The organism is Aquimarina macrocephali JAMB N27 (assembly GCF_000520995.1).
GTDB classification, from domain to species: Bacteria; Bacteroidota; Bacteroidia; order Flavobacteriales; family Flavobacteriaceae; genus Aquimarina; species Aquimarina macrocephali.
Genome location: NZ_JACA01000050.1, coordinates 27,402 through 44,245, shown reverse-complemented (window position 1 = coordinate 44,245; position 16,844 = coordinate 27,402). Strand labels below are relative to the sequence as shown.

Below are 16,844 nucleotides of genomic sequence, written 5' to 3'. Positions count from 1 at the left end.
TTAAGAAATGGCACAACGATTAGCACCTGCCTCCAGTTCAATTAAATCTGCTCCTTTTGCACTTCCTTTTATATTTAGTTTTACTATTTCTTCATAATTTGGGGGAGTTTCAGGGATTTTTTGCAATAGGTTATCAATAAAACCTTCCTTATCGAGTTGCAATACATTCACATTATTTTTGATGTCCTCGAGGTTACTGCATACCATATTTTCATCAAATGAAACAGGATGACTAATATGACCAGGATAAACAATGAGTGAACTTTGAAGTGTAACTAATTTTTGCAGTGATTGATACAGTAAACTGGCTTTTTGTTTTGCAATTTCTTTTGTGGCTTTTAAATCGGGTCTTCCAACACCTGTTGTAAATAGGGTGTCTCCAGAGAATAAGGATTCGTTATTTACCAAGTAAGAATAGCTTTCATGTGTATGTCCAGGTGTATGAATTGCCTTAAGCTTAGCATTCCCAAAGTTAAGAATAGTGCCATCTACAATTGGCTCAAACTTATACGTTACTATATTCTGATTAGGAAGTAGTAAAATAGCATTGGATTTCTCTGCTAACTGTTTTCCTCTCGAAAAATGATCTGCATGGATATGAGTATCTATAACATATTTTATTTTCCAATTATTTTGTTGAACGATATTGGTATAAACTTTAGAGTCTATAGAAGCATCAATAATTATAACTTCTCCATTGTTTTCTAAAATATAAGATAGACAGCCTTTTCCTGTTCTTCGAATTTGAATGATTGTTGTTTCTTTGCTGTCTTTTGTTTGTGCTGTATTCCATGCGGTTGTCCATTCACGCATTCCGCCTTCTAAAGAATATGCTTTTATTCCTCTGTCTTGAAGTTGTTCTGCAGCTATTAAACTGGTTTTTCCGGCACTACAAACCGTTACAACTGGTATGTCTTTGGAAAAATTAATGTCTGAAAATAGATTTTTTTCCCCTGCTTTTAGTTGAGTGTATACATCTACAAAATCACTCTCGGGAATTTTCCACTCTTCCCGCTCTTCTTTTGGTCTTACATCTAAAATTTGAATAGGAACCTTGTTTTCTAATAAAATTCTGAGATCTGCTACTTTGATAGTTTTTGTGTTTTTTAAGTTCATCGTACTCTTTTTTTAGTTAACAGGTAATCCTTTTTGTTTCCACTCTAAGACTTCTTCCTGAAGACGAATTGCATCATAGCCGTTTTCCTGTAGATATTGAACCGCTTCATCCGCAAAGACACATAAAGGACCTCTGCAATACACTATTATTTGTTGGTTTTTTGGTAACTGAGTTATATTGTCTTTGAGTAATTCTATAGGTATAGATTTTGCATTTGCAATAGCTTCTTTTTTAAATTCTTTTTCAGGCCTAACATCTAAAAAGTATAAGTCATCAAAATTGCTATTTGCTACTATTTCATCAATGTTGATAGAGGATACTGCTGCGAATTTCTCTTGTTTAAAGTTTTGTAGAGTTGCTTGTATTTCGAGACTGTTTTGTAGGCTAAAGCTCTGTAGAGAATTCCAAAGCGTATACACATTTTTGTTGGATAAAGAATAAATCACATAATGCCCATTCTTTGTGGTTTTAAGAAGTTTCACCTTTTTAAGTACTTGTAGATGTTGTGATGCGTTGGCGATTGATACTCCTATCTCATCTGCAATTTGCTCTACAGAATAATCGTCTTGAGATATAAGATTAAGGATCCGAAGTCTATAGGGATTTGCTAAAGCTTTTGCGACATTAGCAATCTCTTGGTAAATACTGTTTTTAAATTCTTGTTTGTTCATTATAAATTCAATTATTCAACAAATATATTGAATAATTGAATGAAAACAATTTTTTAACATATTTTTTTGATAATCAGCTGATTGTAACTCGTAAAAAAAGAGAAATTAATTTATGTTTTTTGCTGATGTCTATGTAGATTAAGAGATAGTTATAGTTTTACGTAATGCCACTATAGCGTTTTTTTTAAGGAATAATTTACATGTGAGAAGTCTTGACCAATAAAAAAAATCGGTAAATCAATTAAAATATTATGGTTTTTGGGAATAAGTAGATGTTCGTTTGGTTATTAGGAATAACTATAGCGCCATCTTATCATAATGAATAATTGTATGGTATCCTTTTTTCTTAAAGTATTCCATTTCTGAAGAATTTCCGGTAACCAAAACAAAATCACCTCCCCAGCCGCCAAGACTTTTAATACTACCTGGATAATCAGAGAATAAGGTAGACTTTACTGTGGGAGTTTTAATGATTTTAGAAATAATTTCTTCGTGCAAATCTATTAGTGTATTAAACTCCTCTAGAGTAGAACAATCCAATATTTTAGAAGTAATTTCATTCACCGCTACTTCTGCATTATCAAAATCTTTTAAAGGTAATGCCTGATAGTGTTTAATAGAAGCTTTACTATCCTGTTTTTGATTTAGGTAGACAAAAAAAATATTTTCTTTAAAAGGAGGGTCAAAATTAGCAGTTTTTACTGTAGGATTACCTTCATTACGTTTGTATAAAATAGGAGAGTCATGCTGTGCACATGCGATATCATATCCACTACCTCCAAAGCTTTTTTCAAGTAAAGCAAAAGCATCTACTTTTGCCCACTGTGCAATGTTGTTAATTAATGTAGAAGAAGATCCAAGTCCCCACTGTCTATGAAACTCTAATCTGCTTTCTATACGATATCCTTTTTCAGGGGAAAGAAAATTAGGATTTAATTCTTTTGCGGCAGTAAGAATGTCAATAAGAATAGTAGAGATGTTATTTTCTTTAATATTATCCTGAGTTGACTTAAAGGTGTTATCTTCTAAGATTAAATTAGTCTCAAACCAGCAGTTTCCTTCTTCATCAAAGCTTTTCCATATAATTTCAGAGGCATCACTTTCTTCAATTAACAACCATTGTCCTTTTTTGGTAGGTATGGCTAAGGCATATGCTCCATCCAATACCAAATATTCGGCTGTAAGCAATAATTTACCATGACTATAAAAGGATTTTTTCATTTAAGCCCTTAGTTTTTCAATTTGTGTTACTACTTCATTATGGGTAACAGCATTTGTTTCAAAATATTTTATAAGCTGTTTTTTTTCGCCTTCTGTAGCTTTAAATTGATTAAGGATATTCATCAGGTGCATTTTCATGTGTCCTTGTTGGATTCCTGTTGTAATTAATGAATTTATGGCTGCAAAATTTTGAGCAAGTCCTGCTACAGCTGTTATTTCCATTAATTTTTTGGCATTAGGTTTTTCAAGAAGCTGCAATGCCAATTTTACTAAAGGGTGAAGTGAAGTTAAGCCACCAACAGTACCTAGTGCAAGAGGTAATTTAATAGAGAAAGTGAAAATATCATTTTGTATTTCTGCGTGAGTAAGACTGGTGTATTTTCCATTTCTTGATGCATAAGCATGTGCTCCTGCTTCGATTGCTCTAAAATCATTCCCTGTAGCTAATACTACTGCATCGATACCATTCATGATTCCTTTATTGTGTGTTACTGCACGGTAAGGTTCAACTTCGGCAATACGTACTGCTCTCACAAATTTTTTGGCATATTGCAGAGAAGAAAGCGATGTAGTGCTAGGTAAATCCTTTATGTCACAAGATACAGATGCTTTTACCAAACACTGCGGAACATAATTGGAGAGAATACTCATAATAATCTCAATATCTTTTTCGGGAGTAGAAAAACTATGATATTCTTTTGCTTCTGTAACCATTGTTTTTGCAAACTGTTCCAGACAGGAGTTAATAAAATTAGCTCCCATAGCATCAACCGTCTCAAAAGTGCAATGCAATTGGTAATAGTTGTCAATTTCTGTTGTTTTGTCACGAAGCTCTATATCAATTACTCCACCACCTCGTTTTTCCATATTCTTAGTTATATGGGATGCAGATGTTAATAGCTTGGATTTAACTATAGAGAAAAATTGTTGCAGTTTTTCAGAGTTTCCGACATATGTAAAATGCACCTGTCCAACTTTTATAGTTGATAGCACTTCGGCTTTAAAACCACCACGTGTTTGCCAAAATTTAGCAGCTTTACTTGCTGCAGCAACCACAGAACTTTCTTCGATGGTCATAGGCAGCGTATACCGCTTATCATTAATAAGAAAATTTGGTGCTACCGAAAAAGGCAGGTAATAATTAGAAATAGTGTTTTCGGTGAATTCATCATGAAGCTGTTGAAGTCCCTCATCAGAATTCCAATAGGTTACTAAAGTGTCTACTGCATTTTGATCATCATTAAAATGGTGTTTTGCTAACCATTTGATTTTATCAGCTTTAGAGAGTTTAGAAAACCCAGAAACTACAGGTGCCATTATGTTTGTTGTTATTAGTGGCTTCAAATATACTATTCTGTTTTGTCATACACATAGGGAAATGATTTTTGATATATCAAAAGCATTACTCTAGATGTGTTGATTTAGATATGAAATTGAGAAATAGAGATTTTTTAAGATTAATATTTTAGACAATAAACAGGTGTAAATGATTGTTTTATGAGCTTTGTGTTGGTTAGTAATTGCGTAAATATACTTGTTTGCAAATAATGAAATAAGCAGGCAAAACTCTAGATGTTATTGATAATATGATAAAAAAAACACGTATGATTTTATGATTTTATTGTATTTAACAGCAATTGTTGTATTTTTCACGGATTTTTGAGTATTCTTGGCGTCAACAATTTTTAAAATTATATCATATGAAAATTACAAAATTGTTTTTTACGATTACAATTTTTATAGGGCTTGTAACATCAGCACAAGACAAAGCTTTTACTTTACAGGAAATTTTGGGGGGAACTTTCAGAACAGAAGGGCTGCAATCATTGCATTCTATGAAGAATGGGATCGAATATTCGGTTATAGAAAAGGATGCGGTTTCTGGAGCAATTAATATTGAGGTCTATTCATATGAAACTGGTGAAAAAGTAAGAACCTTAATAAGTACTGCTTCTATTGATGACCTATCTACGTTTCAAGGATATTCTTTTAGTAAAGATGAAAATAGAGTTTTACTTTCTAGTGGGCTAGAGCAGATATATCGTCGTTCTTCAAAAGGGATTTATCATGTTTATGATGTTCCTTCTAAAGGTATTTTTAAAGTCAGTGATAAAAAAATACAATCTCCTATGTTATCTCCAGATGGAAATAAGATAGCATACATTCTGGATAATAATATTTATATGCTAAATTTTGTGACCGGACAGGAAGTGCAATTAACAGATGATGGTAAGAAAAATGAAATAATCAACGGGATTACAGATTGGGTGTATGAAGAAGAGTTTTCGTTTGTTAGAGCCTTTGATTGGAGTGCGGATAGTAACAAAATTGCATTTTTGCGATTTGATGAAAGAGAAGTGCCTGAGTTTTCTATGGATGTTTATGGTAAAGATTTATATCAAAAACAAGAGGTTTTTAAATACCCTAAAGCAGGAGAGAAGAATGCAAAAGTCTCCCTGTATGTAGCAGATATTAGTGCAATGGCATTAGATCAAATTAAACTAGGCGATTATAAAGATTTTTATATCCCTAGAATAAAATGGACAGCAAATCCAGATATTTTGAGCGTACAGGTAATGAACAGGCATCAAAATAATCTGGATTTAATTTTTGTAGACGCCAAGACCAAAGCTGCAAAAGTTGTACTTAACGAAAAAGATGATGCTTATATAGATATTACAGATAATCTTACATTCTTAGACGATAATAGCTTTATATGGACTAGCGAAAAAGATGGATATAATCATATATATCATCACGCAGCAACTGGTGAATTGGTAAATCAGGTTACCAAAGGACCTTGGGAAGTAACTAGTTATTATGGTTATAATAAAAAGAATAAAACTATATACTATCAAAGTGTAGAGAACGGAAGTATCAATAGAGATATTTATAGTGTTACTTTGGATGGAAAAGATAAAAAGCGATTAAGTCAAAAAGATGGAACTAATGATGCAGACTTTAGTGCAGATTTTAGTTTATATATTAATTACTTTTCTAATGCGACTACTCCTTATGAGTATTCGCTAAATGATGGCAAGACAGGAAAAGTTGTTCGTGAAATCAAGAATAACAAAGGGCTGCTAGAGAAACTGGCAAAATACGATGTAAGACCAAAGGAGTTTTCTACTATAGAAGTTAATGGAGAACAATTAAATACCTGGATGATCAAGCCCAAAGATTTTGATCCAAAGAAAAAATATCCATTGTTTATGTATCAGTATTCTGGACCAGGATCTCAATCGGTAAAGAATTCCTGGCATAGAGCAAATGATTATTGGTATATGATGTTGGCACAACAGGGATATATTGTTGTTTGTGTTGATGGTAAAGGAACTGGCTTAAAAGGCGCCAAGTTTAAAAAAGCTACTCAAAATGATCTAGGAAATCTAGAGGTTCTGGATCAGGTTGCTGCTGCAAAGCATTTTGGAGCATTAGAGTATATAGATGCATCCCGAATTGGGATCTGGGGATGGAGTTACGGAGGTTTTATGTCTAGTAATTGTTTGTTTAAAGCTCCGGATACTTTTAAAATGGCAATTGCTGTGGCTCCGGTTACGAGTTGGAGATTTTATGATACCATTTATACGGAACGATATTTGATGACTCCTCAGGAGAATGCAAAAGGATATGACGATAATTCGCCTATTAATTTTGTGAATGGATTAAAAGGAAAATTCTTATTAGTACATGGTAGTGCAGATGATAATGTGCATGTTCAAAATACAATGCAATTGGTTGAAGCATTGATACAAGCAAATAAAGATTTTGATTGGGCAATTTATCCCGATAAAAACCATGGAATTTACGGTGGTAATACTAGATTACATTTATATAATAAGATGACTAACTTCATTAAAAACAACTTATAATTAATTAAACAAACACAATGGCAAATACAGTTAAAGCAGCTCATCAGAAAGAGCTTTTTGGGCATCCGGTGGGATTATACATTTTATTTTTCACAGAAATGTGGGAACGCTTTTCATACTATGGTATGAGAGCAATTTTTGTGTTATATCTAACAGCTAAAACCGTGGATGAAAATGCAGGTTTAGGCTGGTCATCTGGAGAAGCTTTAGCACTGTATGGATGGTATACGATGTTGGTTTATGTAGCATCAATTCCTGGAGGATGGATTGCAGATAAATTTCTGGGACAAAAAAAATCAGTTTTAGTCGGAGGGATTTTATTGGTTGCAGGACACAGTATTTTGGCTGTTGAAGAAATGTGGGCCTGGTATTCTGGTCTTGGCTTAATCATAGCAGGAGTAGGAATGCTAAAACCTAATATTTCGACTATGGTAGGAGGTTTGTATAAACAAGGAGATATACGAAGAGATAAAGGATTTACTATTTTTTATATAGGAATTAATGTTGGCGCATTTTTATCAAGTTTAATAGTTGGATATGTAGGAGAAGTACATGGATGGCATTACGGTTTTGGTCTTGCAGGAATAGGAATGGCATTGGGATTATTACAATACCTACTAGGTCAAAAATACCTTGGGGAAGTAGGTAACTTTTTAGGAGCTTCTGAAAAAGAAGAAGATAAAGAAGCAATGAAAAAACCATTAACTAAGATCGAAAAAGATAGGATTGTTGTCTTGTTTATTTCATTTCTTTTAGTGATCGTTTTTTGGGGAGCTTTTGAGCAAGCAGGAGGATTAATGAATATCTACGCCAAAGAAAAAACAAATAGAATGCTAATGGGTTGGGAAGTTCCTGCTTCATGGTTTCAATCTCTAAATGCCATGTTTATAATTTTCTTGGGAACCACTATAGCTTGGTACTGGGCGAATAGAAAACTAAAAGGAAAAGTTTCAAGTTCTTTATTTAAGATGATTATAGGGCTTATTATTATGGGAACCGGATTCTTTTTCATGACAGCTGCATCTATGGAGTTTAACTCTGATGGATCTTCTGCAATGTATTGGTTAGTATTAGCATATTTATTTCATACTATTGGAGAACTATGTATATCACCTGTGGCATTGTCGTTTATTACAAAATTGGCTCCGGTTAAATATGGAGCATTAATGATGGGGGTATATTTTGCAATGACTGGTTTTGGAAATAAGCTGGCTGGTTTATTAGGAGAATCTGCAGAAAACCTTGGAGAGTTTACCATTTTTACAGGAATAGCCGTTTTTTGTGTGATCTTTGGATTACTCGTTATGATTTTTAGAAAAAAATTAGAAGTTCTAACACATGGTGTTGAAGATAGAGAAGGAACTATACATGAAGAAGCTGAAGGTTTTGAATTAGCAGATAACTCATAAAATAATATCATGACGGTTCAAGACGATTCAAATGACTTTAGTCTATTAGGTCATAAACCCGCATTATATGTATTATTCTTCACAGAAATGTGGGAACGCTTTTCGTACTACGGAATGCGCGCAATTTTTGTGTTATTTTTAACCTCTACTTTTGCAGATGGAGGTTGGGAATGGTCTAATGAAAGAGCACTGGCTCTTTTAGGAACATATACTTCTTTAGTTTACGTAACCCCCGTTATAGGAGGGTGGATTGCCGATAAATTTACAGGATATCAAAAAGCAGTTGCACTAGGTGCTCTGGTAATGACGCTGGGGCATGCTGCAATGGCATTAGAAACAGAAACTACACTGTATATAGGTGTAGGACTTTTAATCATAGGTAATGGTTTATTTAAACCAAATATTACATCGATTGTTAGTGGTCTGTATGATAAGTTTCCCGAAAGGAAAGATGGAGCTTTTACCATTTTTTATATGGGTGTAAACTCTGGTGGTTTTATTGGTGTTTTACTTTGTGGTTTCTTAGGTGAGAACTTAAGTTGGGCATGGGGATTTGGTTTGGCTGGTATTTTTATGATGCTGGGAATGCTGCAATTTTGGTTTGGTAGAAGTATTTTTGAGAATGTAGGAGTAGCACCATCCAAAAAAGTAGATTTATCAGATGCTATTGAAAACATACCAGATGAAGTTGAAGAAAAAGTGCCTGCTCATGTACAAAGAGACCGTTACATTGTTGTAGGGGTCTTAGCATTTTTTGTAGTATTCTTCTGGGCATCTTTTGAACAAGCCAGTGGATCTATGACTATTTTTGCAAATAAATTTACGCAACGTGTATTAAGTGGAAGTTCTGCATCAATATTTAAAATAGTAGACACATTAATAACGATTGTGCCTTTAGGAGTTATCACTTGGGTTTTATTTAAACTGTTTGCACAAACGTTTAAAAAAATATCATTATCCAATATTGTTTTAGGGATAAGCTTCTTAAGTGTATGGGCAATTGCATTATGGAAACTTTCTGTAATTCTTCCACAGGAAACAACCGAAATTCCGGCTTCCTGGTTTTTGATTTTGAACTCATTATTTATTATTACTCTAGCACCTTTATTTTCTAAAGTATGGGAAAGTAAATATAACCCTTCTGCCACTGTGAAATTTGGATTAGGAATGATATTATTAGGTGTAGGATTCGGAATGCTAGCATGGGGTTCTGCATCGATTCCTCAAGGAGCAAAAACTGCATCCGTTAGTTTAGTATGGTTGGTTGTGGCTTACTTACTGCATACTATGGGTGAATTATGTTTATCTCCGGTAGGATTATCCTATGTTTCAAAATTAGTACCAGCAAAAAAAATAGGAATAATGTTTGGTCTATGGTATCTGGCCATTGCTATTGGTAATAAATTAGCTGGTTTTGTAGGAAGTTATATTGATGTAATTGTTAATAACTACTCGATGTCAGCTTTCTTTTTGATCTTTACTATAGTTCCGATAACTGTTGGAGTAATATTGATTTTAATTACTTCAAAAATGAAGAAAATGATGCATGGAGTGCATTAGTATGTAATAAAATATATAACTTTACTTGCTTCCCAAAGGCAAATGAATTTTTAATAAGGAATGATTTTTGTTTCCGAGTAGTTATAAAAATTTTGGATTTATGAAAAACCTACTTTTTATTTTTGGATTTCTATTATGCTGTTATGCTCAAGCACAAGAAATCAAATGGATGTCTATGAATGATGCTTTAGAGGCTCAGAAAAAAGAACCTAGAAAGATTTTCATGGATGTATATACAGATTGGTGTGGACCTTGTAAACTTCTGGACAAAAGAACTTTTCATAATAAAGACGTAGTTTCCTATGTAAATAAGAACTACTATGCAGTAAAGTTTAATGCAGAAGGAACAGAAGAAGTAAAATACAATGATTTTACCTATACCAATCCAAATTATAATCCGGATAGGAAAGGTAGAAATAGTCAACATTTTTTTGCGAATGCGCTCAAAATAACTGGATATCCTAGTATGGTATTTTTTGATGAAAAAGGAAATCTTATTGCTCCTGTGGTAGGGTATAAAACGCCACAACAATTAGAGATATACCTTAAGATGATCAATAATAATGATTATAAAAAGCTAACTAGTGCAGATGCATGGCAGAAATATGAACAGTCCTTTGTAAGTACTTTCGAAAATTAATATAAATTACTATACTTTTTAAGACTTCCTTTTTTGATCACATGATCAAAAAAGGAAGTTTTTTTTTAAATGTAGTTAACTATAAAAAACACTTGTATACCAGTTGTGCATTTAGTTTACTGGAAAAGAAAATAAATAGAGCTGATAATCAGTTAAATATATTATTAAAGTACAAAAATAGATCAAAATTTACCTGATAATTCAACTAATAAACCAAAGTTTTAACACCTTTATTCTTTGTCAAGAATAATAAAGGTTGCTGTTTTTATTATCATTCTCTCTAAATCGAGAGAGAAAAACTCCCTTCCAACAGATAAAATAACCTCCTTATGTCAAATGTAGTAAGTCCAGAACCTGATGATTTGGGGTGTGGATAAGTTACTGCTGTAAATTCAGACCATCGATGTTAGATAGAGTATTTAAGTTACTCAACAATCGCTTAGTTAGATGGGCAAGGTAACGGTATAAAACGCTATAAAACCAGTATGAAACGTACTTATCGATGGTTTAAAAGAGTACAGGAACAATTTTCTAATTTATTTTATCATTGGCAAATGGGTTTTGTCAGGTAATTTAATACATTAGATTTGTATATTAACCTCGAAGTAATAGGTCTTTAATTATAAATTGTTTGCTTCCTAATCCTATTCTGCAAAATAAGTGTTTTTAAGAAGTATTTCCTTTTAAAAATAAACATCTATTACTTCGAGTTTAACAGCAAGAGTCGTGACAGGCGACTGTCACGTACGATTCAGGGAGAGGCTTGGGGGTGAATCCACCTTTGTCTACTTGACTACAAATCGTTGTAAGCAGTTGTGGTCGTGGAACACCCTAAAAGGATGTCTAAAAATTAAAAAAACAGACAAACTTAGTACAGGAAAATACACTAAGAGTCAATTAGGAAAAACACCAACATACGAGCAAAGACTAATATTTGATTGATTTAATACATAATATCGCAATAGCTCAGGGAGTCGTTACTGGATTTGTTTTATTAATCTTAAAACGGAATGGAAAACGTGATTCCAAATATATAGCATTATTTTTACTTTTCCTTTCTTTGGCTATTACCAATGAATCTTATGGTGATTATATTGAGATCGAATTCCATTTACTATATCCGTTTAAATTCTTTTTGTTGCTTCCTAATCTTATTCTTTTACACATTAACAGTAAAATTATAGGAACAGCAAATTCTTGCAAAAAAGTAATACTCAATTTTCTCCCTGGAATTCTTGAATTTGGAACTCTTTGTTTTATACTTCTCCTTACTAAACTTAGCATTATTGATTCAAATAGTAACTTCCTCAATTATTTTGATGAAGTATACAACTATCTAACAATAAACTATACCATTTTTATACAGATCATTATTCTTAAGAAGATAGTGCTATACAACCGAAATCTATATGCATTTCAATCCACAATTCATTACAAGTACTTAAACTGGTTAAAATGGGTTTGTATCATCATTATTGTCAACGAAATTTACTACACACTGTTTTACTTACTTTCTAATAGCCCAGATACGGATAATCAATCTTATGTAATTTATGCCATTATTGAATTAGCTTTAATATTTTACATTGGAATTGGAGCGTTACTTCAAGTAAATTTAGAAATTGAAATTCCACTTCACGACTTAAGCTATCAAAAACCAAATAAAATAGATACTGATAATTCTGAAGTCACCAATAATCATGAAATGGATTCGGTATTTGTAAAAATAGAATCTTTCATGAAGACCGAACATCCTTTTTTAAATCCTAATTTAAATCTAAAGGTACTTTCTCAGGCAATGAACATTCCAGAGCGGCAAATATCTAATGCAATTAATCAAAATTCAGAACAAAATTTTTATTCATACATCAATCAATATAGAGTTGAAGCTGTGAAAAATATGCTAGCAAATAATGAACAAACAAAATATAGTATTGTTGGCATTGGAGAAGCTGCTGGCTTTAATTCAAAGTCTTCTTTTTATACAAATTTCAAAAAAGTAACAGATATCACACCTTCTCAGTATATTAAAGAAATGTCCTAAAACACGTTTTCGGATTGATAAACCCTCATAATTCAAAAGAATTATTGTTTAATTTGTTTTAAGTTTAGATGCGATATAAACAATTAAAAATATAAAATGAAAATAATAATAATGAATTCCTTTATACTAATTTTTCTTTTTGTTTCATTTCAAAGTTGTAACAAAGATGATTTTGAAATTAATAATAAAGATGAATTTGAAGAATATATTCAAGAAGAAATGGATTTTCAAAAAATTCCTGCTATGTCTATTTTGATTTTTAAGGAGAACAACATTTTGTATGAAAACTATATAGGCAAATCTAATTTAGAACAAAACACGGCATTAACAAATAACGATTTATTTCTATTAGCATCTATATCAAAAGTGGTTACAGCAACTGCACTTTTGCAACTGTACGATGATGGATTATTTTCTCTGGATGATAATATAAACGACTATCTGCCTTTTGATGTAAATATTCCTAATCATTCAACAAGTATTACCTTCCGAATGCTATTAACACACACTTCAGGAATTGCAGATGGAAGTGTTTTAGATAATCAGTATTATTATGGAGAAGACCCTCAAATTTCTTTAGCATTTTTCTTAGAAAACTATTTAGTTCCTGGAGGAGGAGGGTATAATTCCACTGAAAATTTTTATGCCTTTGAACCAGGAACAGAACACGAATACTCTAATGAAGGAAATGCGCTAATAGGACTATTGGTAGAACAGATTAGTGGAATTGATTTTAATACCTATTGCAAACAAAATATTTTTAATCCATTGAATATGAATAGTACGTTTTGGAGATTAGATGAAATATCTCAAACAATTGTTAAACCATACAATTACACAAATGGTCAGTTTGAAGCCATTCGGCATTATACATTTTCCGATTATCCAAATGGAGGACTAAGGTCTACAGGAAAAGATTTGCATAAATTTTTAAACGCATTTGTTCAAGGTGGTTTGTCAAACAGTTACCAATTATTAAATGCAGACACAGTTAATTCAATGGCAACACTTCAAATTCCTTCATTAGATAATGAAATGGGATTGCATTTATTCCTAATGGATTCAGGAAATAAACTTTGGGGTCACGATGGTGGAGAACAAGGTGTTGCAACAATAATGGCATTTAATTCTGTAACAAAAATTGGTGCTATAATCCTTACAAATCAAGGCGAAGTCAATTTGGAAGAAATACTTATTGAAACATACAAATTCGGATTAAAATTATAAAAGCATAAACAAAACTAAAGGATGACAAGAGTAGAATTTATAAAAATGTGTGGAATTCTTGGAGTGAGTTTACCATTTCAAACTGTATTAACTTCCTGTAACAAAGATGATGTAAACAACATAAAATTTTCAGGAAAAGTAATAATTATTGGAGCTGGAGCTGGAGGACTTTCCGCTGGATATTTATTACAACAACAAGGAATTGATTTTGAGATTTTAGAAGCTACTTCAATTTATGGAGGCAGAATGAAAATTAATACCGATTTTGCGGATTTCCCTATACCATTAGGTGCAGAATGGCTGGAAACAAATACAAATATTTTTCAGGAAATAGTAAACGATTCTACCACACAAGTCAATGTAGAAACTATTCCAGATGATCCAGATCGTAAATTTGTCAATTCTTCTTGGTTCAATTTTTTTGAAGAGTATATCGTACCTTCTATTTCTAACAAAATTGTTTACAATTCCATAGTACAATCTATTGATTATTCTGGTATCCAAATTGTAATTACGACACAAAAAGGACAGTATATTGCTGATAAAGTCATTGTTTCAGTTCCGACTAAAATCCTTCAAGATGGAGATATTAGTTTTATCCCGACCTTACCACAAGACAAACAGGATGCAATAAATGGCACAACTATTTGGGAGGGTTTTAAAGCATTTATCGAATTCTCTCAAAATTTTTACAATAACGAATTTGAATTTGAAATTACTCCTTCAAGCGATGGAAAAAAAATATATTACAATGCTGCTTTTGGTCAGAACACTTCTAAGAATATTCTTGGTTTGTTTGCAGTAGGGAAACCTGCTATTGACTATATTTCACTTTCCGACAATCAACTGAAGGACTTTATTTTAAACGAACTTGATGGTATTTATTCCAACCAAGCAACTCCCAATTATGTAAAGCATATTTCTCAAAATTGGAATGATGAGCCATTTATTAAAGCTGGTTATATGACAGATCTTGCAGATTGGAGAACTGTAAAAAAACTTAGAGAAACCGTAGCTGACAAAATATATTTTGCTGGAGGAGCATATACAGATGGAGAAGATTGGGTTTCCGTACATACTGCTGCACAGTCAGCGAAAAATACAATAGAAGAGATAGGAAATTAAAAACTGCTTACAGTTGAGTTAGAAAAGAGGGATTTCACTCCCTAAACATCTCACAGGTAGGGTCGAGAACTGGCGTACGCATTTTTTAACTATGTTCCCTGCGCCCACTACGCTTACCTATTAACTTCTCTTAAAGGCTTATATATGAGGTACTGTAAAATATTTTCAAGTTTGTTTTATGTAGTAGTCATTAAAAACTCCTGTTTTTACATAAATCGAGGGTTGTAGCATAGGCGAAAAAGAGAGTTTTAAGGAAGTAAATTCAAAGTGAAAATGGTGTTATTTGCAGATTTGTGTATTTTGTCTTGTTTTTTAGTGTTTTTATCGTAAATTGACCACAATAACATTCAAATAGAATGTTTTTTTGTTTTTGTGAAGGATTTTTCTTTCAAACTCAAAGATTAAGAATGATTTTGAGATTAAGTTTGTATGTAACTATCTTTTGTAGTCATAGAATTAAGTCAATTCGAAGTGCTTTAGTGTTAGCCCTAAAAAGGGGTAGTGCAATTAATTGAAGATCTATTCGTTAGTTAATAATAAACCTAAAATAATACCCAAATCTGATTCAAGAAATAAAAATAAAACTAATCTAGCCTAATTCAATTTTAATACCTACTCTACAGATTGTATTTGCTTTTTTGATTTTATTTATTCTTTTTTGAATTGTAAACCTACTTATGAAAAAAATACTAGTCATAGCTGTCCCATCTATGTTGTTTATTGCGTTACTTTTTTCTTTTGTTTCCGCTAAACAACCAGAATTAGCTCAAGAACCTCAAGCTATTCAAATATCGCAACCCACAGAAGTTTATTTCCCGAATTCACTTAAAGAACGATTGGCCGATTCTATCCAGGCGTATTTTAACAAAGCTATAAATCAGAATCAAATTGTAGGAGCAGCAGTGGCTATTGTAAAATGTGATTCTATTATTTATGTAGATGGTTATGGTAAAAGGAATATAGCTTTAAAAGATAAAATCAATGAAGAAACAATCTTTAGAATCGGTTCGGTTTCTAAAGGTTTTGCAGGTATACTTACGGGAATTCATGTAGAAGAAGGCTTATTAAATTGGGAAGATAGAATTGTAGATTATGTTCCTGATTTTCAGCTTTCTAGTAAAGAACGAACCAGAAAGGTGACCTTGTCTCATGTGTTATCACATACTACAGGTTTACCATATCATAGTTTTACCAATCTAGTAGAAGATGGATTATCAATAACAAGAATTGCAAGCAAATTTAAAGAGGTACGTACTATTGAACAACCGGGTAATATATATAGCTATCAAAATGCTGTTTTTGCGTTAAGTGGCAAGGTAATAGAACAAGTTACTGGTAAACCTTTGAGAGAAGTTATTCAAAATAGGATTTTTAAACCTCTACAAATGACTACTGCTTCGGCAAGTTATGAAGCTCTTAAAGAATCTGATAATGTGGCACAACCACATCAGCGTATTCGACATGGATGGCGTTCTAAACGTATTAATAAAAAGTATTATAATAATGCCATAGCTGCAGGAGGAATTAATGCAAGTATAACAGATATGGGTAAGTGGATGAAATTTTTGCTCGGAAATAATCCAGAAGTTATGATGCCTAATACAATGCGCACAGTATTTAGTCCAAAAATACAAGTAGGAGGAAGAAGACAGTATTATCAGAAGTGGCCTGGATATTCAAAATCTTTCTACGGATTAGGATGGCGCGTACATTCTTTTGTAGACGCTGATACCAAAGAGTCAAGTACTATTGTGCATCATGGAGGAAGTGTTAATAACTATAGAAGTGAGATTGCAATTTATCCTAACGAAGATCTAGGAATCTGTGTACTCTTTAACAGTCAAAATAAAATGGCCAAAAATTGTATACCTACAATTTATAAAATGATACAAGAGATAATGACTACTCAGAACGATCAATTGCTAAAAGAATCTTTAGTATTGCTATAAAATTTTTAA

The 16,844-nt window shown here is 32.4% G+C and carries 12 protein-coding genes; 8 read left to right on the top strand and 4 right to left on the bottom strand.

What is annotated here, in order from left to right; genetic code table 11:
* The 4 genes from Z054_RS29100 to Z054_RS0123290 all read right to left on the bottom strand — a co-directional run bounded on the left by Z054_RS29100 (nt 1) and on the right by Z054_RS0123290 (nt 4,326).
* Nucleotides 1-1,116: an MBL fold metallo-hydrolase gene (locus Z054_RS29100; protein WP_035093254.1), complete on the bottom strand. Its 1,116-nt coding sequence runs from the start codon at nt 1,114-1,116 to the stop codon at nt 1-3.
* 12 nt (nt 1,117-1,128) lie between these two features.
* Nucleotides 1,129-1,788 carry an ArsR/SmtB family transcription factor gene (locus tag Z054_RS29095; protein WP_035093252.1) on the bottom strand — a complete coding sequence of 220 codons (660 nt, stop codon included), beginning with the start codon at nt 1,786-1,788 and terminating at the stop codon, nt 1,129-1,131.
* A gap of 297 nt (nt 1,789-2,085) precedes the next feature.
* A complete protein-coding gene (locus Z054_RS0123295; protein ID WP_024772430.1) occupies nt 2,086-3,009 on the bottom strand; it encodes a GYDIA family GHMP kinase in 924 nt (307 codons plus the stop codon).
* A complete protein-coding gene (locus Z054_RS0123290) occupies nt 3,010-4,326 on the bottom strand; it encodes a hydroxymethylglutaryl-CoA reductase, degradative (RefSeq protein WP_024772429.1) in 1,317 nt (438 codons plus the stop codon).
* 383 nt (nt 4,327-4,709) lie between these two features.
* On the opposite strand from Z054_RS0123290, the gene Z054_RS0123285 reads away from it, so the two are divergent.
* From Z054_RS0123285 to Z054_RS0123240, 8 genes are all read left to right on the top strand, one after another.
* Nucleotides 4,710-6,881, top strand: coding sequence for a S9 family peptidase (locus Z054_RS0123285; protein ID WP_024772428.1), 2,172 nt, complete (start codon nt 4,710-4,712; stop codon nt 6,879-6,881).
* A gap of 17 nt (nt 6,882-6,898) precedes the next feature.
* Nucleotides 6,899-8,290 carry a peptide MFS transporter gene (locus Z054_RS0123280; RefSeq protein ID WP_024772427.1) on the top strand — a complete coding sequence of 464 codons (1,392 nt, stop codon included), beginning with the start codon at nt 6,899-6,901 and terminating at the stop codon, nt 8,288-8,290.
* Between the two features lie 9 nt (nt 8,291-8,299).
* Nucleotides 8,300-9,850, top strand: coding sequence for a peptide MFS transporter (locus Z054_RS0123275; protein WP_024772426.1), 1,551 nt, complete (start codon nt 8,300-8,302; stop codon nt 9,848-9,850).
* A 100-nt stretch (nt 9,851-9,950) separates the two neighbouring features.
* The gene (locus Z054_RS0123270; RefSeq protein ID WP_024772425.1) at nt 9,951-10,490 is read left to right on the top strand and encodes a thioredoxin family protein; all 540 of its coding nucleotides are present in this window, start codon (nt 9,951-9,953) and stop codon (nt 10,488-10,490) included.
* A gap of 934 nt (nt 10,491-11,424) precedes the next feature.
* Nucleotides 11,425-12,534, top strand: coding sequence for a helix-turn-helix domain-containing protein (locus Z054_RS0123255; protein ID WP_024772424.1), 1,110 nt, complete (start codon nt 11,425-11,427; stop codon nt 12,532-12,534).
* A gap of 96 nt (nt 12,535-12,630) precedes the next feature.
* Nucleotides 12,631-13,761, top strand: a complete 1,131-nt coding sequence (locus Z054_RS0123250; RefSeq protein WP_084050560.1) for a serine hydrolase domain-containing protein — start codon at nt 12,631-12,633, stop codon at nt 13,759-13,761.
* Between the two features lie 21 nt (nt 13,762-13,782).
* Entirely contained in the window at nt 13,783-14,886 is a 1,104-nt protein-coding gene (locus Z054_RS29090) for an FAD-dependent oxidoreductase (protein WP_024772422.1), read from the top strand.
* Between the two features lie 677 nt (nt 14,887-15,563).
* Complete coding sequence (locus tag Z054_RS0123240; protein WP_024772421.1) at nt 15,564-16,835, top strand: serine hydrolase domain-containing protein; 1,272 nt, start codon at nt 15,564-15,566, stop codon at nt 16,833-16,835.
* The last annotated feature ends 9 nt before the right edge of the window (nt 16,836-16,844 follow it).

Excerpts from the sequence above, each read along its gene's own strand:
- Z054_RS29100 (WP_035093254.1), bottom strand. The coding sequence starts at position 1,116 with ATGAACTTAAAAAACACAAAAACTATCAAAGTAGCAGATCTCAGAATT.
- Z054_RS29095 (WP_035093252.1), bottom strand. The coding sequence starts at position 1,788 with ATGAACAAACAAGAATTTAAAAACAGTATTTACCAAGAGATTGCTAAT.
- Z054_RS0123295 (WP_024772430.1), bottom strand. The coding sequence starts at position 3,009 with ATGAAAAAATCCTTTTATAGTCATGGTAAATTATTGCTTACAGCCGAA.
- Z054_RS0123290 (WP_024772429.1), bottom strand. The coding sequence starts at position 4,326 with ATGGCACCTGTAGTTTCTGGGTTTTCTAAACTCTCTAAAGCTGATAAA.
- Z054_RS0123285 (WP_024772428.1), top strand. The coding sequence starts at position 4,710 with ATGAAAATTACAAAATTGTTTTTTACGATTACAATTTTTATAGGGCTT.
- Z054_RS0123280 (WP_024772427.1), top strand. The coding sequence starts at position 6,899 with ATGGCAAATACAGTTAAAGCAGCTCATCAGAAAGAGCTTTTTGGGCAT.
- Z054_RS0123275 (WP_024772426.1), top strand. The coding sequence starts at position 8,300 with ATGACGGTTCAAGACGATTCAAATGACTTTAGTCTATTAGGTCATAAA.
- Z054_RS0123270 (WP_024772425.1), top strand. The coding sequence starts at position 9,951 with ATGAAAAACCTACTTTTTATTTTTGGATTTCTATTATGCTGTTATGCT.
- Z054_RS0123250 (WP_084050560.1), top strand. The coding sequence starts at position 12,631 with ATGAAAATAATAATAATGAATTCCTTTATACTAATTTTTCTTTTTGTT.
- Z054_RS29090 (WP_024772422.1), top strand. The coding sequence starts at position 13,783 with ATGACAAGAGTAGAATTTATAAAAATGTGTGGAATTCTTGGAGTGAGT.
- Z054_RS0123240 (WP_024772421.1), top strand. The coding sequence starts at position 15,564 with ATGAAAAAAATACTAGTCATAGCTGTCCCATCTATGTTGTTTATTGCG.